26 protein-coding genes are annotated in these 26300 nt (G+C 55.7%); 19 read left to right on the top strand and 7 right to left on the bottom strand.

Features of this window, described 5'->3' with window-relative positions; all coding sequences use genetic code 11:
* The first annotated feature begins 230 nt into the window (after window positions 1-230).
* From acnB to mdcH, 9 genes are all read left to right on the top strand, one after another.
* Complete coding sequence (acnB, locus tag WN53_RS02875; protein ID WP_024484325.1) at window positions 231-2828, top strand: bifunctional aconitate hydratase 2/2-methylisocitrate dehydratase; 2598 nt, start codon at window positions 231-233, stop codon at window positions 2826-2828.
* 220 nt (window positions 2829-3048) lie between these two features.
* A complete protein-coding gene (gene mdcA, locus WN53_RS02870; protein ID WP_024484326.1) occupies window positions 3049-4710 on the top strand; it encodes a malonate decarboxylase subunit alpha in 1662 nt (553 codons plus the stop codon).
* Entirely contained in the window at window positions 4710-5564 is an 855-nt protein-coding gene (locus WN53_RS02865) for a triphosphoribosyl-dephospho-CoA synthase (protein ID WP_024484327.1), read from the top strand. Before mdcA ends, WN53_RS02865 begins: the two co-directional genes overlap by 1 nt.
* 21 nt (window positions 5565-5585) lie before the next feature.
* Window positions 5586-5885, top strand: a complete 300-nt coding sequence (locus WN53_RS02860; RefSeq protein ID WP_021806268.1) for a malonate decarboxylase subunit delta — start codon at window positions 5586-5588, stop codon at window positions 5883-5885.
* Window positions 5878-6714 (top strand): biotin-independent malonate decarboxylase subunit beta, encoded by an 837-nt coding sequence (locus tag WN53_RS02855; protein ID WP_024484328.1) that lies wholly within the window; start codon window positions 5878-5880, stop codon window positions 6712-6714. The genes WN53_RS02860 and WN53_RS02855 overlap by 8 nt, the downstream gene beginning before the upstream one ends.
* Window positions 6711-7517 (top strand): biotin-independent malonate decarboxylase subunit gamma, encoded by an 807-nt coding sequence (gene mdcE, locus WN53_RS02850; RefSeq protein ID WP_024484329.1) that lies wholly within the window; start codon window positions 6711-6713, stop codon window positions 7515-7517. The genes WN53_RS02855 and mdcE overlap by 4 nt, the downstream gene beginning before the upstream one ends.
* A 165-nt stretch (window positions 7518-7682) precedes the next feature.
* Window positions 7683-8642, top strand: coding sequence for an AEC family transporter (locus tag WN53_RS02845; RefSeq protein WP_024484330.1), 960 nt, complete (start codon window positions 7683-7685; stop codon window positions 8640-8642).
* 12 nt (window positions 8643-8654) lie between these two features.
* Entirely contained in the window at window positions 8655-9278 is a 624-nt protein-coding gene (locus tag WN53_RS02840) for a malonate decarboxylase holo-ACP synthase (protein WP_024484331.1), read from the top strand.
* The gene (gene mdcH / locus WN53_RS02835; protein ID WP_024484332.1) at window positions 9278-10207 is read left to right on the top strand and encodes a malonate decarboxylase subunit epsilon; all 930 of its coding nucleotides are present in this window, start codon (window positions 9278-9280) and stop codon (window positions 10205-10207) included. The genes WN53_RS02840 and mdcH overlap by 1 nt, the downstream gene beginning before the upstream one ends.
* Here the strand turns inward: mdcH and WN53_RS02830 are convergent.
* Window positions 10204-11124, bottom strand: a complete 921-nt coding sequence (locus WN53_RS02830) for a LysR family transcriptional regulator (protein ID WP_024484333.1) — start codon at window positions 11122-11124, stop codon at window positions 10204-10206. The two genes, mdcH and WN53_RS02830, sit on opposite strands and share 4 nt — an antisense overlap.
* 208 nt (window positions 11125-11332) lie before the next feature.
* Between WN53_RS02830 and yacL the strand changes: the two genes are divergently transcribed.
* The 5 genes from yacL (at window position 11333) to WN53_RS02805 (ending at window position 15868) form a co-directional block, all read left to right on the top strand.
* The gene (yacL, locus tag WN53_RS02825; protein ID WP_021179705.1) at window positions 11333-11695 is read left to right on the top strand and encodes a protein YacL; all 363 of its coding nucleotides are present in this window, start codon (window positions 11333-11335) and stop codon (window positions 11693-11695) included.
* Between the two features lie 203 nt (window positions 11696-11898).
* Window positions 11899-12855, top strand: coding sequence for a 2-keto-3-deoxygluconate permease 1 (locus WN53_RS02820; RefSeq protein ID WP_024484334.1), 957 nt, complete (start codon window positions 11899-11901; stop codon window positions 12853-12855).
* Complete coding sequence (gene dtnK, locus WN53_RS02815; RefSeq protein ID WP_024484335.1) at window positions 12852-14123, top strand: D-threonate kinase; 1272 nt, start codon at window positions 12852-12854, stop codon at window positions 14121-14123. Before WN53_RS02820 ends, dtnK begins: the two co-directional genes overlap by 4 nt.
* Window positions 14083-15096 carry a D-threonate 4-phosphate dehydrogenase gene (locus WN53_RS02810; RefSeq protein WP_046808000.1) on the top strand — a complete coding sequence of 338 codons (1014 nt, stop codon included), beginning with the start codon at window positions 14083-14085 and terminating at the stop codon, window positions 15094-15096. The genes dtnK and WN53_RS02810 overlap by 41 nt, the downstream gene beginning before the upstream one ends.
* A gap of 13 nt (window positions 15097-15109) precedes the next feature.
* Entirely contained in the window at window positions 15110-15868 is a 759-nt protein-coding gene (locus WN53_RS02805) for a DeoR/GlpR family DNA-binding transcription regulator (RefSeq protein WP_024484337.1), read from the top strand.
* 135 nt (window positions 15869-16003) lie between these two features.
* On the opposite strand, the gene speD is transcribed toward WN53_RS02805, so the two are convergent.
* From speD to WN53_RS02790, 3 genes are all read right to left on the bottom strand, one after another.
* Complete coding sequence (speD, locus tag WN53_RS02800; protein WP_024484338.1) at window positions 16004-16798, bottom strand: adenosylmethionine decarboxylase; 795 nt, start codon at window positions 16796-16798, stop codon at window positions 16004-16006.
* A 25-nt stretch (window positions 16799-16823) separates the two neighbouring features.
* Complete coding sequence (gene speE / locus WN53_RS02795) at window positions 16824-17687, bottom strand: polyamine aminopropyltransferase (RefSeq protein ID WP_024484339.1); 864 nt, start codon at window positions 17685-17687, stop codon at window positions 16824-16826.
* Between the two features lie 154 nt (window positions 17688-17841).
* Window positions 17842-18189: a YacC family pilotin-like protein gene (locus tag WN53_RS02790; protein ID WP_037375824.1), complete on the bottom strand. Its 348-nt coding sequence runs from the start codon at window positions 18187-18189 to the stop codon at window positions 17842-17844.
* 171 nt (window positions 18190-18360) lie between these two features.
* Between WN53_RS02790 and cueO the strand changes: the two genes are divergently transcribed.
* Both cueO and hpt read left to right on the top strand, forming a co-directional pair.
* Window positions 18361-19977, top strand: coding sequence for a multicopper oxidase CueO (gene cueO, locus WN53_RS02785; RefSeq protein WP_024484341.1), 1617 nt, complete (start codon window positions 18361-18363; stop codon window positions 19975-19977).
* A gap of 120 nt (window positions 19978-20097) precedes the next feature.
* Window positions 20098-20634: a hypoxanthine phosphoribosyltransferase gene (gene hpt, locus WN53_RS02780; protein ID WP_071681992.1), complete on the top strand. Its 537-nt coding sequence runs from the start codon at window positions 20098-20100 to the stop codon at window positions 20632-20634.
* A gap of 41 nt (window positions 20635-20675) precedes the next feature.
* Here hpt and can read toward each other — a convergent pair whose 3' ends face one another.
* Complete coding sequence (gene can, locus WN53_RS02775) at window positions 20676-21335, bottom strand: carbonate dehydratase (protein ID WP_024484342.1); 660 nt, start codon at window positions 21333-21335, stop codon at window positions 20676-20678.
* Window positions 21336-21534: 199 nt separating this feature from the next.
* Here can and WN53_RS02770 point away from each other — a divergent pair, with 199 nt between their 5' ends.
* The 3 genes from WN53_RS02770 to WN53_RS02760 all read left to right on the top strand — a co-directional run bounded on the left by WN53_RS02770 (window position 21535) and on the right by WN53_RS02760 (window position 24789).
* The gene (locus tag WN53_RS02770) at window positions 21535-22458 is read left to right on the top strand and encodes an ABC transporter ATP-binding protein (RefSeq protein WP_024484343.1); all 924 of its coding nucleotides are present in this window, start codon (window positions 21535-21537) and stop codon (window positions 22456-22458) included.
* Window positions 22455-23225 (top strand): ABC transporter permease, encoded by a 771-nt coding sequence (locus tag WN53_RS02765; RefSeq protein ID WP_024484344.1) that lies wholly within the window; start codon window positions 22455-22457, stop codon window positions 23223-23225. Before WN53_RS02770 ends, WN53_RS02765 begins: the two co-directional genes overlap by 4 nt.
* Before the next feature lie 271 nt (window positions 23226-23496).
* Window positions 23497-24789, top strand: coding sequence for a polysaccharide deacetylase family protein (locus WN53_RS02760; protein WP_024484345.1), 1293 nt, complete (start codon window positions 23497-23499; stop codon window positions 24787-24789).
* A gap of 32 nt (window positions 24790-24821) precedes the next feature.
* On the opposite strand, the gene panD is transcribed toward WN53_RS02760, so the two are convergent.
* Together panD and panC are read right to left on the bottom strand one after the other, a co-directional pair.
* Window positions 24822-25202 carry an aspartate 1-decarboxylase gene (panD, locus tag WN53_RS02755; RefSeq protein WP_024484346.1) on the bottom strand — a complete coding sequence of 127 codons (381 nt, stop codon included), beginning with the start codon at window positions 25200-25202 and terminating at the stop codon, window positions 24822-24824.
* A gap of 136 nt (window positions 25203-25338) precedes the next feature.
* Window positions 25339-26193 (bottom strand): pantoate--beta-alanine ligase, encoded by an 855-nt coding sequence (gene panC, locus WN53_RS02750; protein WP_024484347.1) that lies wholly within the window; start codon window positions 26191-26193, stop codon window positions 25339-25341.
* Window positions 26194-26300: the final 107 nt, after the last annotated feature.

Genomic DNA, 26300 nt, shown 5'->3' with positions numbered 1-26300 from the left:
TCCAGGATATCGACAGCAGTGCCCGACAAGTATCACCGTACGCTCTACCCGTCGTCTTTCGAGCCGTAGCGTTGTTGACTGCACTCGCTCACCCCAGTCACTTACTGTAGTAAGCTCCTGGGGATGAACGAGCTGGTCGCCTAGCTACAACTCGAAATCCATAGGGTATAAAAACGGTTGAATATAAAACGCCAGGCACAATAAATGACAATGAGAGCGAGGAGAAAGTCGTGCTAGAAGAATACCGTAAGCACGTGGCCGAGCGTGCTGCAGAGGGCATCGTCCCTAAGCCATTAGATGCGACACAAATGGCAGCGCTGGTTGAATCATTAAAAAATCCGCCAAAAGGCGAAGAAGAATTTCTGTTAGACCTGCTGATTAACCGTGTACCACCGGGCGTCGATGAAGCCGCCTATGTCAAAGCAGGTTTTCTGGCAGCCGTTGCCAAAGGCGAAGCCACTTCCCCCCTGGTTACCCCCGAAAAAGCCATTGAACTGCTAGGCACCATGCAGGGCGGTTACAACATTCATCCGCTGATCGATGCGTTGGATAACGAAAAGCTGGCACCGATTGCTGCCAAGGCGCTTTCCCATACGCTGCTGATGTTTGATAACTTCTACGACGTAGAAGAGAAAGCCAAAGCCGGTAACCCACACGCCAAGCAGATCATGCAGTCCTGGGCCGATGCCGAATGGTATCTGTCTCGCTCACCGTTGGCGGAAAAGATCACCGTGACCGTGTTCAAAGTGACTGGCGAAACCAACACCGACGATCTGTCACCCGCTCCGGATGCCTGGTCACGTCCAGATATCCCACTGCATGCGTTGGCTATGCTCAAGAGCGAACGTGAAGGTATTTTCCCGGATCAGCCGGGTAGCGTTGGCCCGATCAAGCAGATTGAAGAGCTGAACAAGAAAGGTTTCCCGCTGGCCTACGTCGGTGACGTGGTCGGTACCGGTTCTTCTCGTAAATCAGCCACCAACTCGGTGCTGTGGTTTATGGGTGACGACATCCCCTACGTGCCGAACAAGCGTGGCGGCGGTGTGGTGCTGGGTGGCAAGATTGCGCCAATCTTCTTTAACACTATGGAAGATGCCGGTGCGTTGCCGATCGAAGTGGACGTCTCCAACTTGAACATGGGCGATGTGATCGACATCTTCCCGTATAAAGGCGAAGTGCGTAACCATGAAACCGGTGAACTGGTTGCCAGCTTCGAGCTGAAAACTGATGTGCTGCTGGATGAAGTGCGTGCCGGTGGCCGTATCCCACTGATTATCGGCCGTGGCTTGACCACCAAGGCGCGTGAAGCGCTGGGCCTGCCGCACAGCGAAGTGTTCCGCATTGCCAAGCCGGTAGCGGCTAGCAGCAAGGGCTTCTCGCTGGCGCAGAAAATGGTTGGCCGCGCCTGTGGCGTTGCTGGTGTTCGCCCTGGCGAATACTGCGAACCTAAGATGACCTCGGTTGGTTCACAGGATACCACCGGCCCGATGACCCGTGACGAGCTGAAAGATCTGGCTTGCCTGGGCTTCTCTGCCGATCTGGTGATGCAGTCGTTCTGTCACACTGCCGCGTACCCGAAACCGGTAGACGTCACGACTCACCATACGCTGCCAGACTTCATCATGAACCGTGGCGGCGTTTCGCTGCGCCCGGGTGATGGTGTGATCCACTCCTGGCTGAACCGCATGTTACTGCCGGATACCGTCGGTACCGGTGGCGATTCCCACACCCGCTTCCCGATCGGCATTTCCTTCCCGGCCGGTTCTGGTCTGGTGGCCTTTGCTGCCGCGACCGGTGTGATGCCGCTGGATATGCCTGAGTCGGTGCTGGTGCGCTTCAAAGGCAAAATGCAGCCTGGTATCACCCTGCGTGATCTGGTGCATGCTATCCCTTACTACGCGATCCAGCAGGGCCTGTTGACCGTAGAGAAGAAGGGCAAGAAGAACATCTTCTCTGGCCGCATTCTGGAGATCGAAGGTCTGCCGGAACTGAAGGTTGAGCAGGCGTTTGAGCTGACCGATGCCTCGGCAGAACGTTCCGCTGCCGGTTGTACCATCAAGCTGGATAAGGCACCGATTGCCGAATATCTGAGCTCTAACATCGTGCTGCTGAAGTGGATGATCTCCGAAGGTTATGGCGATCGCCGTACTCTGGAGCGTCGTATTCAGGGGATGGAAAAATGGCTGACGGATCCGCAGTTGCTGGAAGGCGATGCGGATGCTGAATATGCCGCAGTGATCGAAATCGATCTGGCCGATATCAAGCAGCCAATCCTGTGTGCGCCGAACGATCCGGACGACGCGCGCCTGCTGTCCGACGTGGCCAACAGCAAGATCGACGAAGTGTTTATCGGTTCCTGTATGACCAACATCGGCCACTTCCGTGCGGCGGGTAAACTGTTGGATCAGCATAAAGGCCAACTGCCAACTCGCCTGTGGGTGGCTCCGCCAACCAAGATGGACGCAGCGCAACTGACTGAAGAAGGCTACTACAGCGTCTTTGGCAAGAGCGGGGCGCGTATCGAGATCCCTGGCTGTTCACTGTGTATGGGTAACCAGGCACGCGTAGCGGACGGTGCGACCGTGGTTTCCACCTCGACCCGTAACTTCCCGAACCGTCTGGGTACCGGTGCCAACGTTTATCTGGCTTCCGCAGAGCTGGCAGCAGTGGCATCACTGCTGGGCCGTTTGCCAACGCCTGATGAGTATCAGACCTATATGGCACAGGTCGACAAGACGGCGGCGGATACCTATCGCTACCTGAACTTCGACCAGTTGACCCAGTACACGGAAAAAGCCGACGGTGTGATCTTCCAAACCGCGGTGTAATTCGGTACTGAGTCAGCATCATCACGGGGAGCCTTTGGGTTCCCCGTTTTTTTGTGATCGTCTCCCACTTTTATTGATATTAACTGATTGATTAGTCTTGTTTTGATGAAATCATTACTCTCAGGCTAATAAACCATCCCCCTGCTTGATTGATGGCGTTCTCCTAGACTCTTACTCTAACCGTACTGAACACAACCAAGTAAACCCAGGAGGTTGAGGTATGTTGCTTCATCAAAGCCCCACGCGCGTTTGGGATACCCGGCGGCAGGAAAAAAAACGCCGTATCGCGAGTGTGCAAGGGCAGTCGCAGGGCAAAGTGATCCCCACCGCCGATCTGACCAGCGTGTTGGAAAAGCTGCTGGTTTCTGGCGATCGGGTAGTGCTGGAAGGTAATAACCAGAAACAGGCCGATTTTCTCTCCCGTATGCTCGCCGAGGTCAACCCCGCCAAGGTCCACGATCTGCATATGATCATGCCAAGCGTTGGCCGCGCCGAGCATCTGGATATTTTTGAAAAGGGCATCGCCCGCAAGCTCGATTTTGCCTTCTCTGGTACCCAGAGCCTGCGCATTTCCCAACTGTTGGAAGATGGGCAGCTCGAAATCGGTGCCATCCATACCTATATCGAACTCTATTCCCGCCTGTATGTGGATCTGGTGCCGAACGTGGCGCTAGTGGCCGGGTTCAAGGCCGATCGTCATGGCAATCTGTACACCGGGCCAAGTACCGAAGATACCCCGGCACTGGTCGAGGCCACCGCGTTTAAAGACGGCATCGTCATCGCTCAGGTCAACGAACTGGTTGATGATGAAACGGACTTGCCAAGAGTTGATATCCCCGGTTCCTGGATCGATTTTGTGGTGGTGGCAGACAAGCCGTTCTTTATTGAACCGCTGTTTACCCGCGATCCGCGCCTGATCAAACCGGTGCATGTGTTGATGGGGATGATGGCGATCAAAGGCATCTACGCCAAACATCAGGTGCAATCGCTGAACCACGGTATCGGCTTTAACACCGCCGCCATTGAACTGCTGTTACCTACCTACGGCGAGCAGCTGGGCCTGAAGGGTAAAATCTGTAAACACTGGACTCTGAACCCACATCCAACCCTAATCCCGGCGATCGAAAGTGGCTGGGTGGAGACCGTACACTGTTTTGGCGGTGAGCTGGGGATGGAGAATTATATTGCCGCCCGTCCGGATATTTTCTTTACCGGTAGCGACGGTTCCATGCGCTCCAACCGTGCGTTTTGCCAGATGGCCGGTCAGTACGCTGTAGATATGTTTATCGGCTCCACCTTACAGATCGACGGTATGGCCCACTCATCTACCGTGACACGGGGCCGCCTCTCCGGTTTTGGCGGCGCACCGAACATGGGGCACGACCCACACGGTCGTCGCCACGCTACGCCTGCCTGGTTGGATATGATCGAAGAGCCGGATCCGTTGGCCCGTGGCCGCAAGCTGGTGGTGCAGATGGTGGAAACCTTCCAGGCAGGAGCCAAACCGACCTTCGTAGAAAAACTCGATGCCGTCGATGTGGCGCAAGAGTCTGGTATGCCGTTGGCGCCAGTGATGATTTACGGCGATGACGTGACTCATGTGCTGACCGAAGAGGGGATTGCTTATCTGTATCGTGCACGCTCGTTGGAAGAGCGCCGCGCCATGGTGGCTGCGGTGGCCGGTATCACCGATATCGGGCTGGGTGTGGACGCCAAACGCGTGGCCGAGTTGCGCCGCGAAGGCAAAGTGGTGTTCCCGGAAGATCTCGATATTCGCCGTACCGATGCTTCGCGTTCTTTGCTGGCCGCGGGCAGCGTAGCGGATCTGGTCGAGTGGTCCGGCGGCTTGTATGACCCGCCAGCTAAATTCCGGAGCTGGTAATGAAACTTTCCCCCTGTTTAATCGCCTCTGATGCGGATCTTGTTGCCGCACGATTGGCGGAGTTTGCCACACAAGCGCTAGTGGATGAGGCGCGTCTCAGCCCGAAACCGGGGCTGGTGGATGCCCGGGGTTCCGGTGCGCATCAGGATCTGACGTTGGCGTTGATGGAGCGTTCGGCCCACAGCCTGACGCCGGTCTTCCATCGGCTGGCGATTGCCGGTTGGCAGCGTCCGGCAGATAGTGCATTACGCCAGGAAGTTGGCCGGATTGGCCGGGAAGGTGAACAGCGGATGATGGCAGCCACTGCCGGTGTTAATACACATCGCGGGGCGATCTGGGCGATGGGCCTGCTGGTGACGGCGGTAGCCATGCAGGGGGGTAACGCAACACCATCCAGCAGTTGCGCATTAGCCGCGCAGTTGGCGCAGTTGCCGGATCACGCCAGCCCGAAGGTGTTCAGCAAAGGCTTGCGAGCCACTCAACGTTACCAGGTACCCGGCGCGCGGGAAGAGGCCCAGCAAGGTTTTCCGCATGTGATGCAACGGGCGCTGCCGCAGCTGTGGCACAGCAGGAGCCAGGGGGCCAGTGAGTCAGCCGCGCAGATTGATGCGCTGATGGCCATCATGACCACCCTGAGCGATACCTGCGTGCTGTCGCGTGGTGGGTTAACGGCGCTGAATGCAATGCAGCAGGGGTCTGCCGAGGTACTGCATGCCGGAGGATATCAACATCCGGCAGGACAGGCGGCGTTGGCCAAACTGGAACAACGGCTATTGGCGAGCAACGCTTCACCCGGCGGCGCGGCCGATTTACTGGCTGCGGCTCTGTTCCTCGATCGGGCTACGGCCCGCTGAATAATCAATCCAGAGGAAGTTATGGAACATATCGATTTGAGTTATCCGGCCAGCATTACGCTGCCGGGTAAGGCACTCACCGGCGTCGTAGGATCCGGTGACATGGAGGCTCTGTTTGAGCCTGCGGCTGACGGCACACTGACGGTGGCGATCAAAACCTCCGTAGACGGTAGTCGTCAGCGTTGGCAGCACCTGTTTGAACGCCTGGCTTCTTTGCGTGATTTACCTGCCGGACGGTTAGAGATTAACGACTTCGGCGCTACGCCGGGGGTGGCTCGGTTGCGTATCGAACAGGTATTTGAGGAGGCCGCCCATGCGTGATGATCTCAGCTTCATTGAACTCAGCGCCCGGGAGCGCGCTCGTAATCTGCTGGACAGCGGCAGTTTTCGTGAACTATTGGGGCCATTTGAGCGTATTACTTCACCCTGGCTGGAGCCGCAGGGCATCGTCACCCAGGCCGATGACGGTATGGTGGTCGCCAAAGGCACCATTGACGGTAAACCGGCGGTGGTGGTGGCGGTAGAAGGGGCATTTCAGGGCGGTAGCATGGGGGAGGTTTCCGGTGCCAAGATGGCCGCGGCCCTGGAGCTGGCAGCAGAAGATAACCGCAACGGCATTGCGACTCAGGCAGTCTTGCTGCTGGAAACCGGTGGCGTGCGTTTGCAGGAAGCCAACCTGGGGCTGGCAGCGATCGCGGATATTCATGCGGCGATTGTCGATCTGCGCCGTTACACCCCGGTGGTGGGTATTATTGCTGGAACCGTGGGTTGCTTTGGCGGGATGTCGATCGCAGCTGCATTATGCAGCTACCTGATCGTCACCCGTGAAGCACGCCTGGGCTTAAACGGCCCACAGGTAATTGAACAGGAAGCCGGTATCGAAGAATACGATTCCCGCGATCGGCCTTTCATTTGGAGCATGACCGGTGGCGATGTGCGCTATCGCAGCGGCTTTGTCGATGAAGAAGTCCCGGATGCGCTGCATGCGGTCAAGGCGGCGATGACAGGTTGTCTGCAACGCGGCGTGCCTGCCCAGCACCGCTCCGACAATTATCACTATTACTTGCCGAAACTGTCGCAGTTCGATACCCGCCAGCAGGCGGACTCGGCGGTCATTGCTCAACTGTTTGCTGCGGAGGATCGGGTATGAGTACGTCATCATCAAGCCGTGGAGAATATTGGTTCTCTTTGCTGACGGAGGGGGCCGATCAGCGCCAGGGGCAGTGCGCCTCGATCCGGGTCGCGGACGCTGAACTAGAGGGCCAACCGGTGCGTTTTATCGCCGTGGTGCCGGATGCAAATAACCATTACCCACGCGCCGCACGCGGTGAAGTGGGTTTACTGGAAGGTTGGACATTAGCCCAGGTAGTCAGTGAAGCGGTCGCGGCTGACGTTGATAAAGCACAAAAGCGAGCCATCGTGGCGGTGATCGATGTGCCGAGCCAGGCCTATGGGCGTCGGGAAGAGGCCTTTGGTATTCATCAGGCGTTGGCCGGTGCGGCCGGGGCTTATGCCAAGGCTCGGCTGGCAGGCCATCCGGTGATTGGTTTGATCGTCGGGAAAGCCATGTCCGGCGCGTTTCTGGCGCACGGCTATCAGGCCAACCGCTTGATCGCCTTCAACGATGCAGGCGTGATGATCCATGCGATGGGCAAAGAGTCTGCAGCGCGCATCACGTTACGTTCCGTAGAGGCACTGGAGAAGCTGGCAGCAACCATTCCACCGATGGCCTATGACATCGAGCATTACAGCTCGCTCGGCCTGCTGGAACAGTTACTGGATATCCGTGACCCGCTGCAGGCCAGTGAGCAGGAGCTTAATCTGGTGCGCCACTCGGTGGTCCAGGCGATTGCTAAAACTCGCAGTGAAGGGGTTGGATTAACTAACCGCCTGGGGGCAGACAACCGCCATAGTTCTTCGCTGGTGCGTGAACGTATGCGCGCAGAGTGGTAATGCCACGTTAGCCATTTTTACGTCAGAGTTCAGGAATCTAATACGACCGCCGGGAGAGCGCCTTTGATGCGTTCCATCCCGGCATATAGCTTCACCTGCATATAACAACATAACTAATACCATCGCACCTGATCTGACTGATTTTTTCTTTTTAACAGGTGATTTATGACATACGTAATTATTCATGCCTTGGCACCGATTTTTGTCATTATGCTGCTGGGCTTTTTTGCCGGTAAGGCAAAAATGGTCGATAACCAGAACGTTTCATTACTCAACATCTTCGTGATGGATTTTGCACTACCGGCGGCCCTGTTCGGTGCCACCGTACAAACGCCTTGGGCGGGGATCGTTGAGCAGTCGCCGCTGATCGTGGTGTTGGTGCTGGCGATGTGGATCACCTATGCGGCGATCTATTTTACCTGCACCGGGATCTTCCATAAGTCTCCGCAGGATGCCGCGGTGCTGACGCTCACCGTGGCGTTGCCCAACTATGCCGCGCTTGGCCTGCCGATCCTCGGTAGCGTACTGGGGGAAACGCCGGGAACCTCGCTGTCCGTGGCGGTGGCAATCGCCTGTGGTTCGGTACTGATGACGCCGTTCTGCCTGCTGATCCTCGAGCGTGAAAAAGCCCGCGCAGCCGGTGCGGTTCAAGGTTCCAGCCTGGGCATGTTGCCGGTGCTGATGTGGCGCTCGGTGAAAAAACCGATCGTCTGGGGGCCGCTGCTTGGGGTGGTGCTGTCGGCGGTAGGCGTGCATATGCCTGAAATGGTGCTGGCCGCGATCAAACCGCTTGGCCTATCGGCTACGGCGACAGCGCTGTTCCTGACCGGCGTGATCCTGTCTGCCCGTAAGTTGCAGATCAACGGCCCGGTGCTGCTTTCGAGCGTAACCAAACTGCTGATCCAACCGTTTATTGCCTGGGGGCTGGTGCTGGCATTGGGCCTGCACGGTAGCGTGGCCATCACCGCTATTTTGATGATTGCCCTTTCCGCCGGCTTCTTCGGTATCGTCTTTGGTAACCGTTTTGGCGTGCAGTCGCCGGATGCCGAAGCCACGTTACTGATCAGTTCCGTGTTGTGTATCATTACCTTACCGCTGTTTATCACCCTGACCTCAGGGATGTAACTGGAGAAGCCGATGATTCGCCCGCATGACCTGATTTGGATTAGTGACCGTTCTGCCCTCAGCGCCGACCAGGCGTTGCCGGAGTGGGTTAGCCAGCAGTGGCGCACCTCATTACCGTTGGTGGTGCGGCGCGATGTTCAGAGCAACGGGCGGATCCCGGTGGGGATCCGGGGTATGAAACGCAGCCAGCGCGCCGCAGCCTGGGTTAGTGCAGAGGCTATCCGGCGCATAGTGACGCCGGAGTTTTTGGTGAGTGAGCCGTTGGCGTTGCTGCACTCGAGCTTTGTTTCCCAGCCTCCGGTGCAGGCGCTCATAATGCTGGCTCAGCGGCCTTGGCCGTGGGGCTGGGGCGTGACCGGCAGCTGTGGTTATGCGCTGGCGACCGAAATCCCGGTGATGCATGCCGACAGCGATCTGGATCTGTTGGTTCGCTGCCCGCAGCCTGCCAGCCCCGAGGAGTTGCAGCGGCTGGCACAGTGGTTACAGGCGCTGCCTTGCCGCGCCGATGCCCAAATAGAAACACCGCTCGGCGGCTTTGCCCTAAGCGAATGGCTGCGGGATGGACGAGCGATGCTGAAAACCGCTGAGGGGCCGTTGTTGACGACCGATCCATGGGCCAGCTCTCAGGAGATCTGATGAAGATTTTATTTACCTTTCCCGGCCAGGGACCGCAGGTGCCTCAAATGCTGCACCAACTGCCGGCCAATGAAACTACCCGACAGTTGTTAAGCGAGGCCTGCGCTGTTCTTGACCAGGACGTACTGACGTTGGACAGTGCCGAAGCCTTACAGAAAACCCGGGCGGTGCAGCTGTGCCTGCTGATAGCCGGTGTGGCCTACGCGCGGGAATTACAGCAGAACGGGATCGAGGCTGATTTTGTCAGTGGGCTATCCATCGGCGCTTTTCCGGCCGCGGTGATTGCTGGGGCCTTGGCATTTCCCGATGCCGTCCGGTTGGTGGCGTTGCGTGGCCAGCTAATGGAGGAGGCGTATCCGGCGGGATATGGCCTGGTGGCGATTATAGGCTTGCCGTTACGCCAGGTGGAAAGGCTGATAGCAGAGGTCAACAGCGCTGAGCTACCGGTCTATTTGGCCAATATCAATGCCGAAGACCAATTGGTCATTGCGGGTAGCGAAGCAGCGATGGCGCAGGTCATGGCACTGGCAAAAACCGCAGGTGCAGCTAAAACCCAGCGTTTGGCAGTGAGCGTTCCTTCCCACTGTGCCCTGTTGGCACAACCGGCGGAAAAGCTGGCGCAGGCCATGAAGCAGGTAAATATCAACCGGCCGCAGATTGCGTATCTCAGTGGCAGTACCGGGCGCGTGTTATGGCAACCGGAGCGAATTGCTGACGATCTGGCCTTCAATATGGCCCGCACCGTGCGCTGGCATGAGGCAATGGTGGCGGCCTACGAACGGGAAGTCCGTCTGGCGATCGAAATGCCGCCGGGCGCGGTATTAACCGGCTTGACCAAAAAAGTGATGGAGCAGGGGGAAGCGCTGTCCCGCTGCCAACTGGGGCTGAACGCAGTCTGCGGCATTGTGGCTAAATATCGGCGAGATTAAACCGGCCCTTCACCGCGTGCGTACATGCGGCCTTCCGCCGTTAACGCCAGCAGGTTCGGATCCTGCTGCTGGTTACGGTTGAACACCAGCGCGATGGTTTGGCGCATCTGGTACTGTTCGCACAGCGGCAGTAATTTCAAGGTGTGTTCATACATCTTCTTCATCCGCCCAGGCACCAGCGTGTAGCCCACCCCGGCCTGCACCAGGCTGAGCATTGAGAAAATATCATTCACCCGGGTGACGATTTCCGGTTCAAAACCGGCAATCTGAAACGCTTCGCTAAAGCCGTGGTAGGTGGCGAAGCCTTCGGTCAGGGAGACAAACTTCTGGCTGCGAAAGTCTTGCAGGTCTGCCGTGCCATCGCTGTTTAGCGCCGAGGCTGCCGGTGCGGCAAGATAGATATCATCTTCAAACAGCGGCAGGATCTCAAAGCGTAGCGGATCGATTTGACTGTCCGAAACCGAAATCAGGATGGCGTCCAGCAATTGGTTCTCCAACTGGGCCAGCAGATCCTCATTCGATCCCATCGTCAGGCTGATCTCCATGGCCGGGCGGCGTACCTTCAGCCCCATGATCAACCGTGGAATAGTTTCCAGCGTCAGTGAGTAGAGCGTGCCGATACGCATGCGTTGCTGGCCAAACCCCGCCTTCAACCGAGTTTCTTCGATGCCTTTGTAGGTGAGATCCACGATATCGCGTGCGTATTCTGCCAGCGTAAGTGCTGCGGGCAGGGGCAGCAGGTTGCGTCCTTTATGAATAAACAGCGGGCAGCGAAAGCCCTCTTCCAGGGTATGTAACGCACGATGCACGCTAACGCTGCTCAAGCCAAGCTGTTCGGCGGCTCGGCCGATGTTCTCCTTCTCCATAAACGCCAGAAAGATTTCCAATTTTTTCAGGGTGATTTCGCTGTCGATCATCGGCTCAGGCTTGGGTAAGGGCTAAGAAGTGTCATGATAACAACAATTGCCCGTCCATAGCAGGCACCGAGAGCCTTCCCGCTTCCCAAGTGGAGGGCAGGCCGTTATATTGCGCCACGAATTATTGAACAACTTTGCGAGCGCTCACTGAGTTAGCCGCGAATTTAGGGTTAAACTCAGTCTTATACACGGCTCAGGAGGGCATGCTATGGATTACGAATTTCTGCGTGACGTAACCGGTCAGGTGGTGGTCAGATTTTCGATGGGGCATGAGGCCATCGGCCATTGGATTAACGAAGAGCTCAACGGTGATTTTAACCTGCTGGACCGTATTGAAGCCGGTGCGGCAGGGGTCAAGGGCAGTGAGCGTCAGTGGCAGTTGGAAGGTCACGAATACACGTTGCTGATGGACGGTGAAGAGGTGATGATCCGCGCCAACCAGTTGGAGTTCGAAGGTGACGAAATGGAAGAGGGGATGAACTACTACGACGAAGAGAGCCTCTCTTTCTGCGGCATCGAAGACTTCCTGACGGTGCTGAAAGCCTACCGCTCGTTTATGCTCAACTACTGATTATCCAGACGGACGCAGGATACTGCGCCCCTTATGAGTCCCAGGTGGCCGAATCTCGGCCGCCTTTCCTCCCTTTTGTAGTGATTAAATAAAATCAAATAATCATGTTACTGATTTTTTAATCTGCGACACAGCGCCGATTTTTTATTTTTTGATTCAATATAATCATTTTGATTAAAATAAATCATAATGACGAGGGTAGGATGAAAATTAAGGCGACAATAGAGAAAATCCCTGGGGGGATGATGGTCGTCCCACTGGTGCTTGGCGCAATGATCAACACCTTTGCTCCACAGGCGCTGGATATCGGCGGCTTCACCACGGCACTGTTTAAAAACGGTGCGGCTCCACTGATTGGTGCTTTCCTGCTGTGCATGGGGGCTGGCATCAGCTTCAAGGCGGCTCCGCAGGCACTGTTGCAAGGCGGCACTATTACCTTGACCAAGCTGCTGGTTGCCATGGCCTTGGGGTTAGGCGTTGAACATCTGTTTGGTGCGGAAGGTATTTTCGGCCTGACCGGTGTGGCGATCATTGCCGCAATGAGCAACTCCAACGGTGGCCTGTATGCGGCGTTGGTAGGCGAGTTTGGTAATGAGCGGGACGTAGGGGCGATTTCGATCCTATCCCTGAATGACGGGCCGTTCTTCACCATGATCGCGTTGGGTGCGGCAGGTATGGCGAATATCCCACTGATGGCGCTGGTGGCGGTGTTGGTTCCCCTGCTGGTAGGGATGATGTTGGGTAATCTGGATCATCAGATGCGCGACTTCCTCACCAAGGGGGGCCCAATCCTGATCCCATTCTTTGCCTTCGCGCTCGGTGCTGGCATCAATCTGGAAATATTACTGCAAGGCGGTATGGCCGGGGTTCTGCTTGGCGTGTTGACCACTTTTGTCGGCGGTTTCTTTAATATTCGCGCCGATCGGCTGGTGGGTGGCTCAGGTATTGCCGGTGCGGCAGCATCGAGCACTGCCGGTAATGCGGTGGCGACGCCATTGGCGATTGCCCAGGCGGATCCTTCGTTGGCTAGCGTCGCGGCTGCTGCGGCCCCATTGATTGCCGCTTCGGTGATCACCACCGCTATACTGACCCCGATTCTCAGCTCTTGGGTGGCGAAGCGTAATGCCGCGAAGGGCGCAGCGCTGAAGGAGACAGCATGAAGATGATCGTGATTGCCGATGATTTTACCGGAGCCAACGATACCGGTGTGCAATTGGCAAAAAAGGGCGCGCGTACCGATGTAGTGCTCAACGAGCTACCACAGTCTACCCGGCGCACGGATGTGCTGGTGATCAATACCGAAAGCCGGGCGTTATCTCCTGCAATGGCGAGCGCCAAGGTGAGCGAAGCCTTGCGAGCTTATTGCCAGAGCGATACGCCGCCCCTGGTGTATAAAAAAATCGACTCGACCTTTCGCGGTAACGTAGGGGCCGAGATCGAAGCGGCGATGGTCGCCAGCGGTGCGCAGTTGGCTATCGTGGCCGCAGCCATCCCCGCTGCGGGACGGGTAACGCTCAATGGTGAATGCCGGGTTCACGGCGTACCGTTGGTGGAAACCGAGTTCGCCAGCGATCCGAAAACGCCGATCGTTTCTTCTCATATCAAGACCTTGATTGGTTTGCAGACTGCCTATCCGATCCACGAGTTGGATTTACAGGTAGTACGTAGTGGCGAGCTAGGCCGCGAGTTACCGCTCCTGAGCCACAACGGGCCAGCGATTGTGGTAGTTGATGCCGAAACGGATGGCGATCTGGCGCAGTTGGCACAGGCAATCCAGCAACTCGGCAGCCGTTATCTGCTGGTGGGCGCTGCCGGGCTGGCAAATGCATTGCCAGCCAGCAGCTATCTGGCTGCTCGCCAGCGTCTGCCCGTGCTGGTGGTTGCCGGATCGATGAGTGAAGCCACCCGACAGCAGATTGTGTTTGCCGCAGAAGAAAAATCGCTCGGCATACTGGACATTGATGTTGAAGCCTTGTTGCAACTGCACAGCCAGTCTGCGGTAGATGAAATTATTCGTCAGGCTGTCAGCGTACTGCGAGATCGGCAGCACTGCGTGCTACGCACCTGCAGAGATGCCGATGCTCGCCAGATGATCGATACGCTTTGTGAAAAGCATGATCTTTCGCGCCAGCAGTTGGGGGACAAAATCAGCCAGACATTAGGCTCCATCACCTTGGCGATTATCAATCAGGCTCAGATTGGTGGCTTGTTCCTGACCGGCGGCGATATCGCCATTGCGGTTGCGAGAGCGCTGGGTGCGGAAGGTTACCGTATTACCAGTGAGGTTGTTCCTTGTGTGCCCTGTGGCACTTTCGTCAACAGCGAGATCGACGATCTGCCGGTGATCACCAAGGCCGGCGGATTTGGCGGCGCTTCAACGCTGCGGGATGCACTTTATTTTATTGAGGAGATGTACAGTGGCAAATAACACGATTGCGGTCACCATGGGCGATCCGGCAGGCATTGGGCCAGAAATTATCATTAAGGCGCTGTCTGAAGGCGAGTTGGCGGGAACGCCAGCGGTCGTGGTGGGCTGTCTGCAAACGTTGCAACGTATTCAGGCATTGGAGATCGTGCCAAAGGTCGAATTGAGGCCGATCCTGAACGTTTCGGAGGCACGCTTTGCGCCCGGAATTATCAACGTGATTGATGAACCGCTAGAGGATCCCGCAGCGCTGACACCGGGGAAAGTGCAGGCACAAGCGGGCGATCTGGCTTACCGATGCGTAAAGCGTGCCACCGAACTGGCCATGGCGGGTGAGGTGATGGCCATCGCCACGGCGCCGCTGAATAAAGAGGCGCTGCATCTGGCCGGGCATCTGTATCCAGGCCATACGGAGCTGTTGGCAAAACTGACCAACAGCCGGGATTATGCGATGGTGTTGTACACCGATAAGCTGAAGGTGATCCATGTTTCCACCCATATCGCCCTGCGCAAGTTCCTTGATACGCTGAATGCCGAGCGGATCGAAACGGTGGTGACGATGGCGGATACCTTCCTCAAGCGCGTCGGTTTTAAACATCCAAGGATCGCGGTCGCGGGCGTTAACCCCCACGCGGGTGAACATGGCCTGTTTGGCGATGAAGAGATCAACATTGTCAGCCCGGCGATTGCGGCAGTAAAACAGCTTGGGATCGATGTCTCAGGCCCGTGCCCACCGGATACCGTCTTCCTGCAGGCTTATGAAGGCCAGTACGATATGGTGGTCGCCATGTACCACGATCAGGGGCATATCCCCCTCAAGCTACTGGGCTTCTACGACGGGGTTAACATCACGGCGGGCTTGCCGTTTATCCGGACTTCTGCCGACCACGGCACCGCGTTTGATATTGCCTGGACAGGTAAAGCCAAGTCTGAGAGCATGGCGATCTCGATTAAATTAGCCACTCAGTTGGCGTGATATCACGGACGTCATGAAGCCACAAACTCGCCAGGACCAGATTCTGGAATACCTGAAAGCTCATAATCTGGTCACCGTTGAGCAATTGGTCAGCGCTATCGATGCTTCTCCTGCCACCATCCGGCGCGATCTTATCAAGCTGGATGAGCAGGGGATCATAAATCGTAGCCATGGTGGCGTGGCCCTCAACCGTTTTATCCCCGCACAGCCCACCACTAACGAAAAGCAGCTGCGTAACCCGCAGGAGAAGCGGGCGATCGCCCTGTATGCGGCCACGATGGTTAAAGCCGGTGACGCAGTGGTGCTGGACGCAGGCACCACCATGCTGGAGCTGGCGCGGCACTTGACCCACCTTCCGCTACGGGTGATCACTGCCGATTTGCATATCGCACTGTTTCTCTCAGGATTTAAACAGATCGAAGTGACCATCATTGGTGGCCGTATTGATGACAGCAGCCAGTCCTGCGTCGGCGATCATGGGCGCAGGTTGTTGCGTGGGATCTACCCGGATATTGCATTTGTCAGTTGTAACTCGTGGAGTATTGAGAACGGTATTACCACCCCAACCGAAGAGAAGGCGGGTTTGAAGCAAGATCTGATGGCCAATGCCCGCCAGCGGGTGCTGTTGGCAGACAGCAGTAAATATGCTGCCTATTCATTATTTTGTGTGGCTCCGCTTGGCAGCCTGACGGATATCGTCACCGATAAGGCGCTGCCTGCCACCGCACAGCAGCAACTGGCGGATTTACCCGCAGGCTTGCATCTGGTGTAACCTCAACCAGGGGGCTTGCATGCTCCGCTCGTGGAATACGCGTAATGGGTTTAATCGGGTCGAACATGTTCGACCCCTACAAATTTAACTCGGAGCTCGTGGCGTAGGGGCGCTGCATGCCGCGCCCGCCTACTATCACAGGTGCGGAATATTGCGCCCGTAGTAGATCTCCTGCATCTCTTTCCACAGCAGATCGGTGATCCTTTTCCGCTCCGCCTCGCTCAGTTCGTCCGGCCTGGCGTTGAACAGATAGTGCTTCAGATCGAAATCCTTCAGCAGCATCTTGGTGTGGAAGATGTTCTCCTGATACACGTTCACATCCATCATGTGGTACAGCGCCTTCATATCCTCGGACATAAAGTTCTGGATCGAATTGATCTCATGATCGATGTAATGCTTCACGCCGTCGACATCGCGGGTGAAACCACGTACGCGATAGTCCATGGTGACGATATCGGATTCCAACTGATGGATCAGATAGTTCAGCGCTTTGAGCGGTGAAATCACGCCGCAGGTAGAGACTTCAATATCGGCCCGGAAGGTACACAGACCGCCTTCTGGGTGGCTTTCCGGATAGGTGTGGACGCAGATATGGCTTTTATCCAGATGTGCCACCACCGTCTTTGGCAGCGGCCCTGGGTGCTCAGAGGTATCCACGTCTTTCGGATCGACCGGCTCTTCGCTCATCAGGATGGTGACGCTGGCGCCTTGTGGATCGTAGTCCTGGCGGGCGATGTTGAGAATATTGGCGCCAATGATCGAGCAGGTTTCACTGAGGATCTCGGTCAGGCGGTTGGCATTGTACTGTTCGTCAATGTAGGCGATATAGCCATCGCGATCGTCTGCGGTTTTGGCATAACAAATATCGTAAATACAAAAACTCAGGCTTTTGGTCAGGTTATTGAAGCCGTGCAGTTTAATCTTTTGCAATTAGTTTTAGCCCCTATCTTCTCGCTTAACGTGAAACGTTCAGTGCATTAAGCAAATACTGCGGCAGGGCAAAGCTGCCAGCGTGAATTGCCGGATTGTAGTAGCGGCAGTCTAAGCCACTTTGATGAAAGCGTTGTTGCAGTGTGGTGACATCCAGCTGGCGCAAGGCCGGGTTCTGGCTGGCCCAGGCAAAGGTCATGATGCCGCCGTAATAGGTCGGGATCGCTGCCTGATAGAAGCTGACGTCGTTAAAATACTGGCTGAGCTTGGTGTGGCTGTTGACCGCTTCGTCCTGCTGCAGGAAGCAGACGCCGTTCTGGGCCACGAAGATGCCGCCCTCGTTGAGGCAGCGTGCGCAACCTTCATAGAACGCCGAGGTAAACAGGCTTTCACCGGGGCCGATCGGATCGGTACAGTCAGAAATAATCACGTCGAACTTTTCGTCGCTCTGGTTGACGAAATTGACGCCATCGTCGATCACCAGCTTGAAGCGGGGATCGTCATAGGCCCCGGCGTTGTGATTCGGTAAGTATTGGCGGCAGAACTCCACCACGCCCGCGTCGATCTCAACCATGGTGATATGTTCAACGCCCTGATGACGGCAGACTTCACGCAGCATAGCGCCGTCGCCACCGCCGATAATCAGCACTTTCCTGGCCTGGCCATGGGCCAGCAGCGGCACGTGGGTCATCATTTCGTGATAGATAAACTCATCGCGCTCGGTGGTCTGCACCACGCCATCGAGAGCCATCACGCGGCCCAGCACCGGGTTTTCAAAGATCACCAGATCCTGATGTTCGGTTTTCTCACGGTAAAGTACCTGCTCTACTGAGAAGTACTGGCCAAAGTTGGCATGCAGCGTTTCATACCAAATCTCTTTCTGGGTCATGTGCGGGTTACTCCGTAATAACAACCATGAAAAATGAGCGCAACATCATAAACCCTCCGTGTGGCAAATTACAGCATTGTCGGCAGGGCAACAGATAGGCGATAGCAAACCCTGCCAGCTATCGTTGGCAAGGCTGAGAGAAAGCAGGGGGAAGTTAGTTGGCGTAGGCCAGAAGGCTCAAGGAGTCGCGCGCCAGAGATTTGCACTTATTGGGGGTAGGAATAGCAATGCCGCTGAGATCGCGGTAGCTGTCTTCACCCAGGGATTTCATATTAAAGCTATTATAGTTAGTCAAATCCCAACGGTTTTGCTGGGCGAAGTACACGATGGCACGTTTGATTTGCGCGTTAGGCAAATCATTATAGCCACAGTCGTTTTTGAGATAGACAAACACCGCGGTCAGATCGGCAAGATCTTCCGCTTCGGATTCATTCAGCGCCAGGCTGGCATTGGAAAAGCCCAGCATAGTCAGCAATAGCATTAACAACGTTGTTTTTTTCATCATGAAATAGACCTGTTCAATATCTGCTGACGTTACCACACTTGGCTGTAAAGGCACCAAATTAATTATGCGGGCTTAACACTCCTTAATAGTAGTTCTTGACCTTCCACTAAGGGGAGGGTTTAGGCTGCGGACCTTAAGCTTTCGATCACTGAGAAAAGGGAACCAGCGATGTTACGCCGTGATTTTATCAAACTGACCGCCGCAATAGGTGCCGCAAGCGCCTTGCCATTATGGAGCCGTGCCGCCTGGGCCGCCGATCGCCCAGCCTTGCCGATCCCACCGATTTTGACGCCAGATGCGCAAGGAAAGATCGCGTTAGCGCTGCAAACCGGTGAGATGAACTGGTTGCCTAACGTGGCTACCCGCACCTGGGGGATCAACGGTGCGTTGCTTGGCCCTGCGGTCCGTTTGCAACGGAGTAAGCCGGTGACGGTGGATATCAGTAATAAACTGCCAGAGGCCAGCACGGTGCACTGGCACGGTTTAGAGATCCCCGGTAATGTCGACGGTGGTCCACAAGCCTTGATCCAACCTGGTACTACCCGCACGGTGAGTTTCACTGCCGATCAGCCAGCGTCTACCTGCTGGTTCCATCCCCATACGCATGGCAAAACCGGCGAGCAGGTGATGAAGGGGCTGGGGGGACTGGTGCTGTTGGAAGATGACGAAAGCAGCCAGCTACCCTTGCCGAAGACCTGGGGAACAGATGATATTCCCGTGATCCTGCAAGATAAGCGCCTGGGCAAAGACGGCCAAATCGAATATCAGTTGGACATCATGAGCGCGGCCGTGGGCTGGTTTGGTGACCGTATGTTCACCAACGGTGCCAGCTATCCGCAACACATTGCGCCACGCGGCTGGCTGCGTCTGCGTTTCCTGAACGGCTGTAACGCCCGCTCGCTTAACCTCTCCACCAGCGACAATCGGCCATTATACGTGATTGCCAGTGACGGTGGCTTCCTGGGCGAACCGGTTAAGCTGACCGAACTGCCGATGCTGATGGGCGAGCGCTTTGAAGTGTTGGTCGATGCCTCCGATGGTAAGCCGTTCGATATCGTTACCCTGCCGGTGAAGCAAATGGGTATGACGTTGGCCCCGTTTGACCAGCCGCTGCCGGTATTGCATATTCAGCCATCGCTGGCACTGGGCGTGAAATCCATGCCGGACAGCCTGGTGAAATTGCCTGCGCTGCCATCGCTGGCCGGGGTGCAGGAACGCTGGTTGCAGCTGATGATGGATCCTAAGCTGGATATGCTGGGGATGCAGGCTTTGATGGATCGTTATGGTCACCAGGCAATGGCCGGGATGAGCATGGATCACGGCAATGCCGCTGGCAACATGGCTGGTATGGACCATAGCAAGATGCAAGGCATGGATCACGGTAACATGGCGGGAATGGACCACAGCAAGATGGATCATGGCAGCAAGCCGTTTGATTTCAGCCATGCCAACACCATCAATGGCAAAGCCTTCGATATGAACAAGCCAGCGTTTGAGGCTAAACGGGGCAAATATGAGAAATGGACCATCTCTGGTGAAGGCGACATGATGCTGCACCCGTTCCATATCCATGGCACCCAGTTCCGCATTCTGTCGGAAAACGGCAAGCCACCGGCGGCCCACCGGGCAGGTTGGAAAGATACGGTGCTGGTAGAAGGTTGGCGCAGCGAAGTGCTGGTGCGTTTCAATCATCTGGCCAGTGCCGATCAGGCCTATATGGCCCACTGCCATCTGCTGGAACATGAAGATACAGGGATGATGCTAGGCTTTACCGTAGCTGAATAAGTTATCCCTGGCTGCGGCTTGTCACGCCGCAGCCTGTAAAGTGGTGACGCACTCGCGTCGCCACCGCCCGCCAGCTATGCTAAACTCTGCGCCCTTCTTCCGGCAACTGACCTGAAAACTATGAAACACACTGTAGAAGTAATGATTTCCGAGCAGGAAGTTAAGACCCGTATTGCTGAACTTGGCCGCCAGATCACCGAAGACTACCGCGATAGCGGCAGCGATATGGTGCTGGTCGGGCTGCTGCGTGGTTCTTTCATGTTTATGGCCGATCTGTGCCGCACTATTGAGGTGCCGCATGAGGTCGATTTTATGACCGCTTCCAGCTACGGCAGCGGCATGTCTACCACCCGCGACGTGAAAATCCTCAAAGATCTGGATGAAGACATCCGCGGTAAAGACGTATTGATCGTCGAAGACATCATCGATTCCGGCAACACCCTGAACAAGGTGCGCGAGATCCTGGCATTGCGTGGGCCGAAGTCGTTGGCGATTTGTACGCTGCTGGACAAGCCTGAGCGCCGTGAGGTTGAAGTACCGGTGGAATATGTCGGCTTCCCGATCCCGGACGAGTTCGTAGTGGGTTATGGCATCGATTACGCCCAGCGTTATCGCCATCTGCCTTACATCGGCAAAGTGGTGATGCTGGACGAATAATCCGGCCAGGGTTCAGCAGGGCGCTGAACCCCGATAAGGCGCTAGAACAGGCCTTTCTCCTGCTTGAGTGTGGCTATCGCTTTGCGGTAGCCCATCTCCAGGCTCTCACGGCTGGTGGCGGTGACTTCCAGATCGTGCAGACGACCGTCCTGGATCCCGTATACCCAACCGTGGATCATTACTTTCTGGCCGCGTTTCCAGGCAGACTGCATGATGGTTGAGTGGCCCAGGTTATACACCTGCTCAATGACGTTGATCTCGCACAGCACATCCAGACGTTGTTCCGGCTCCAGCTCGCCGAGCAGGGAACTGTGCTTGTACCACAGATCGCGAATGTGCAGCAGCCAGTTGTTGATCAACCCCAGTTCCGGGTTCTCTACTGCCGCTTCTACCCCACCGCAGCCCAGGTGACCACAGATAATGATATGTTCCACCTCCAGCACGTCGACGGCATACTGCACCACTGACAGGCAGTTCAAATCGGTATGGATCACCAGATTGGCGACGTTACGGTGAACGAACAGCTCACCCGGCTCCAGGCCGGTCAGGCGTTCGGCAGGCACGCGGCTGTCTGAGCAGCCGATCCACAAGAATCGCGGTTTTTGCGCTTGAGCCAAACGTTCAAAAAAGCCGGGATCTTCCTTGTTGATGTTAGCGGACCAGGCTTGGTTATTGGCGATAAGCCTTTCGATTTCTTGCATGGCGGTTATTGGCCTGTTATGAACGAATTGCGTTGATGTAATATATGGCAAGCGTCACAATTTGGAAATCGGAACAGTTGATCAAATTTCTGCCCTATGGAATTCGCACGGATTCAACTCGGTAATAAGGCCGCTGATGATAAACTCCCTCTTAGACAAGTTCGGCAGCCAACTCCATCACAAGGTACTCTCATAACTTATGAATTATGCACTGGAAATAGCGCAGCTGACCAAAACCTACGCGGGTGGCGTCAAGGCATTGCGCGGTATCAATCTGAACGTGGAGGCGGGGGACTTTTATGCCCTGCTGGGGCCGAATGGCGCCGGGAAATCCACCACCATCGGCATTATCAGTTCGCTGGTCAACAAGACGGCGGGCACGGTGCGAGTGTTTGGTTACGATATCGATAAGGATATCGTTAACGCCAAGCGTCAGCTCGGGCTGGTGCCGCAGGAGTTCAACTTTAACCCGTTTGAAACAGTGCTGCAGATTGTGGTCAACCAGGCGGGATATTATGGCGTGGAACGCCGCGAGGCGATGGCGCGGGCAGAAAAGTACCTCAATCAGCTCGATCTTTGGGGTAAACGTAACGAGCGGGCGCGTATGCTGTCTGGCGGGATGAAACGCCGCCTGATGATTGCCCGTGCGCTGATGCATCAGCCCAAACTGCTGATCCTCGACGAACCGACTGCTGGGGTGGATATCGAGCTGCGTCGCTCGATGTGGGGCTTCCTCAAAGAGCTGAACGCCCAGGGCACCACCATTATCCTGACCACGCACTATCTGGAGGAGGCAGAAATGCTGTGCCGCAATATCGGCATCATCCAGAACGGTGAGCTGGTAGAAAACACCTCGATGAAGGGGCTGTTGGCCAAGCTGAAGTCCGAAACCTTCATCCTCGATCTGGCGGCGAAAAGCCCATTGCCCCATCTTGAGGGTTATCACAGCCGTTTGACGGACACCTCTACGCTGGAAGTGGAAGTGATGCGTGAGCAAGGTCTGAACGGTCTGTTCACCCAACTGAGCGCACAGGGGATCCAGGTCCTGAGTATGCGTAACAAGGCCAACCGGCTGGAAGAGCTGTTCGTCAACCTGGTGAATGGCAATGGAGAACAAGCATGATGCATTTGTATTGGGTGGCCTTGAAAAGCATCTGGGCCAAAGAGATCAACCGCTTCGCCCGCATCTGGATCCAGACGCTGGTACCGCCAGTGATCACCATGACCCTGTATTTCATCATCTTTGGCAACCTGATTGGGTCGCGTATTGGTGAGATGCACGGTTTTGATTATATGCAGTTTATCGTGCCGGGCCTGATCATGATGGCGGTGATCACTAACTCCTACGCTAACGTGGCGGCGTCTTTCTTTAGTGCCAAGTTCCAGCGGAATATTGAAGAGTTGCTGGTGGCACCGGTGCCGACGCACGTGGTGATTGCCGGTTATGTTGGCGGTGGCGTAGCGCGTGGTATCTGTGTGGGGATCCTGGTGACGGTGATCTCGCTGTTCTTCGTTCCCCTGGTAGTCCATTCCTGGTGGGTGATCGCGGTGACGCTGCTATTAACGGCGATCCTGTTCTCGCTAGGCGGTTTGCTTAATGCCGTCTTTGCCAACACGTTCGACGATATCAGCCTGATCCCGACCTTTGTGCTGACGCCGCTGACTTATCTGGGCGGGGTATTTTACTCGCTGACGCTGTTACCGCCGTTCTGGCAGGCGGTCTCCAAACTGAACCCTATCGTCTACATGATCAGCGGTTTTCGCTTCGGCTTCCTGGGCATTTCCGACGTGCCGTTAGCGCTGACCATGCTGGTGCTGGTAGCGTTCATTGCGGTGTTCTACGGGCTGGCCTGGTATCTGATTGAGCGTGGCCGCGGCTTGCGTTCCTGATGTCATTTCCCACCCCCTAACCCTCTCCTTTAGTGAGAGGGGACCGATCGAGTTGGGCTGAAAGCGTAGTGATTCTTCATGAGCACAGACTGACTCACTTTGGATGAGTGGGCGATCGAGTTTGCTGAGATGAGCCCTTAACTTCCAAAAGAGCAGGGGCTAACAGCTCCCTCTCCCTGTGGGAGAGGGTTGGGGTGAGGGCGAATCGTGCTATGCTGGCGCTCCACATTTTCTTCATTTTTTCATGACGCACTCGTAAGCAGAACAAACCATGCAGCCTCAACATAAGATAGCAGCAGGGCTACTCGGCATTGTTATGTCGCTGTTGGCACCGGCGGCGTTGGCGGATTTGCTGTCAGAAGACAGTGCTATTCAAGCCCAATACATGGAAGTGCAGCGTAACAGCGAGGTTTATTCGTTGATCGGTGAGCATGTGATCCCGGTCGGTGAAGTGAAAAAAGGGCAACTGATCCAGATGTTCCCGGCGGATGCGGAATATTACGAGCTTAAGTTTGGCAATGGCACCGGCTTTATCGATAAAAACGACGTTCGCACCATCAGCAAAACCCGTAAGGTGAAGGACGATCTGGGAGATCTGAACAAACCGCTGACCAACCAGAATCTGATCACCCAGCGCGCAATTAACGTCTACACGGCGGCGGATAATAAAAGTGAAATCTTTGGCGTACTGGAAGAGAACCTGCGCTATCCGATTATCGGCAAGCTGAAAGATCGGCTGAATAACACCTGGTATGAGGTCAATATCGGCGATCGTCTGGGATTTGTCAGTGAGTTGGACTGCGAAGTCGACAACGGCATTCCGGTGCTGACCTATCATCACCTGCTGAAAAACGAAGAGAACAAACGTTTCCGCAATACCTCGACGACCACCTCGGACGTGGCCTTCAGCAACCAGATGACCTATTTGAAGCAGACGGGTTATGACACCATCTCGATGTATCAGCTGGAAGCCTACCTGAATAATCAAATCAACCTGCCGGGCAAAGTGGTGCTGCTGACTTTTGATGACGGGTTGAAGTCGGTTTATCGCTATGCGTATCCGGTACTGAAGGATTACGGTTTCCGCGCTACGGCGTTTATCATCTCTTCGCGTATCAAACGTCACCCACAGAAATGGAATCCGGATTCGCTGCAGTTTATGAGCATTTCAGAGCTGAAAACGATCCAGGATGTGTTTGATATCCAGTCACACACCCATTTCCTACATCGTACCGATGGCAACCGTAGGCCGATCCTGCTTAGCCGTTCACTGCATAATATCGAATTCGACTTTGAACACTCAAGACGGGCGCTGGAGCAGTTTAACCCGCATGTGTTGTACCTTTCCTATCCATTTGGTGGCTATAACCAAAAGGCGATCCAGGCGGCAAAAGATGCCGGGCTGCATTTGGCCGTGACCACGGTGCAGGGCAAAGTGAAACCGGGTGATAATCCTTATACCTTGAAACGGCTGTATATCCTGCGTACCGACTCCATCCCTACCATGGCGGAGCGGATAGCCAACAAGCCTGGTGCATTGCCGGGTGTGACGGTAACAGAATAGAGAGAAGACGGGCGCAGAAAGCGCCCGATTTTTTAGGCAACCTGAACGGGGACGGCTTTTGCCTTGCGTTGCAAGTGATTGTCACCTTCGAAGTAGGCGACTTTGGGGTGGTGCTGGCGGGCATCGGCATCGCTCATCTGCACGTAAGAACAGATGATCAGTTTGTCACCCACACAGGCACAGCGGGCGGCCGCACCGTTGACCGAAATAATGCGCGAACCGCGTTCGGCGGCGATGGCATAGGTGGAGAAACGTTGGCCGTTATCCACGTTGTAAATATCGATCGCTTCATATTCCAGGATCCCGGCGGCTTCCAGAAAATCCTGGTCAATGGCGCAGGAGCCTTCGTAGTGCAGGTCAGCCTGAGTCACTTTCACCCGATGCAGCTTGCCTTGCAACATAGTACGTATCATAGCGTTACCTAACTGAATATCGGCCTTTTCAGGCGGCTGAAGAAGAACTGCTTCCTTGCACTATTTATCGTCACCGAAAACCCGGCCAGTCTACCGCCAACCGGGTAAAAACGGCAACGACTGTACAATAAAGGGCTTACTGTGTCAGATCGACCTGTTGATTATCGATCAGGCGGGCTTTGCCCAACCAGGCGGCCATCAGCACCACGGCCCGGCGGCTTTCTACGCCCAGCGGTTGCAGCGTGTCGGCATCGCGAATAAACAGCTCGTCTGGGGTGAAACCTGCTGCGCGCAGTTTTTCGGCCGTCTGCGCCAGCAACTCTTCGATGTGGCGTTCGCCGTTGCCGAGCTGCTCTGCCAGGGCGTTCATGATTTTGCTCAACTGTGGCGCGATCTTGCGTTCTTCTGCGGTGAGATAGCCGTTGCGGGAGCTAAGCGCCAGCCCGTCTTTGGCCCGCACCGTTGGTACACCAACGATATCAATGTCATAGCCCATATCCGCCACCATCTTGCGGATCAACGCCAACTGCTGATAATCCTTCTCGCCAAAGCAGGCCAGATCCGGTTGGATCAGATTGAACAGTTTGCTGACGATGGTGGAAACACCGCGGAAGTGGCCAGGACGGCTGGCGCCTTCCAACATGGTGGAGATCACCGGTACGTCGACGCTGGTGTGTTCTTCCAGCCCTTTGGGGTAAATTTCTGCCGGGGCAGGGGCGAAGATCAACTCGACATTACGGCGATTGAGCTTTTCACAGTCTTCCTGCAAGGTGCGCGGATAGCGCTCCAGATCGTCTGCACGTTCGAACTGCAGCGGGTTAACGAAAATGCTCACTACTACCACGTCGGCACGGGCGCGGGCTTCTTCCACCAGCGTCATATGGCCCTCATGCAGATTGCCCATGGTGGGCACCAGCGCAACGCGTTTGCCCTCTTGCCGCCAGCGGCGGATCTGTTGGCGCAGCAGTGGCAGGGTTTCGATAATTACCATTCCATAACTCCTCGGTGTCTCCCCCGGTGTTGAAGTACCAGGGGATAAGCTAGTTAGCTATACCCGTCGTCTTTCAAGTTGCAGCGTTGTTACCTGCACTTACTCAC

It is taken from the genome of Serratia fonticola (assembly GCF_001006005.1).
Taxonomy (GTDB): Bacteria; Pseudomonadota; Gammaproteobacteria; order Enterobacterales; family Enterobacteriaceae; genus Chania; species Chania fonticola.
The sequence above is the reverse complement of the archived record's forward strand: the minus strand, read 5'-3'. Positions and strand labels throughout refer to the sequence as shown.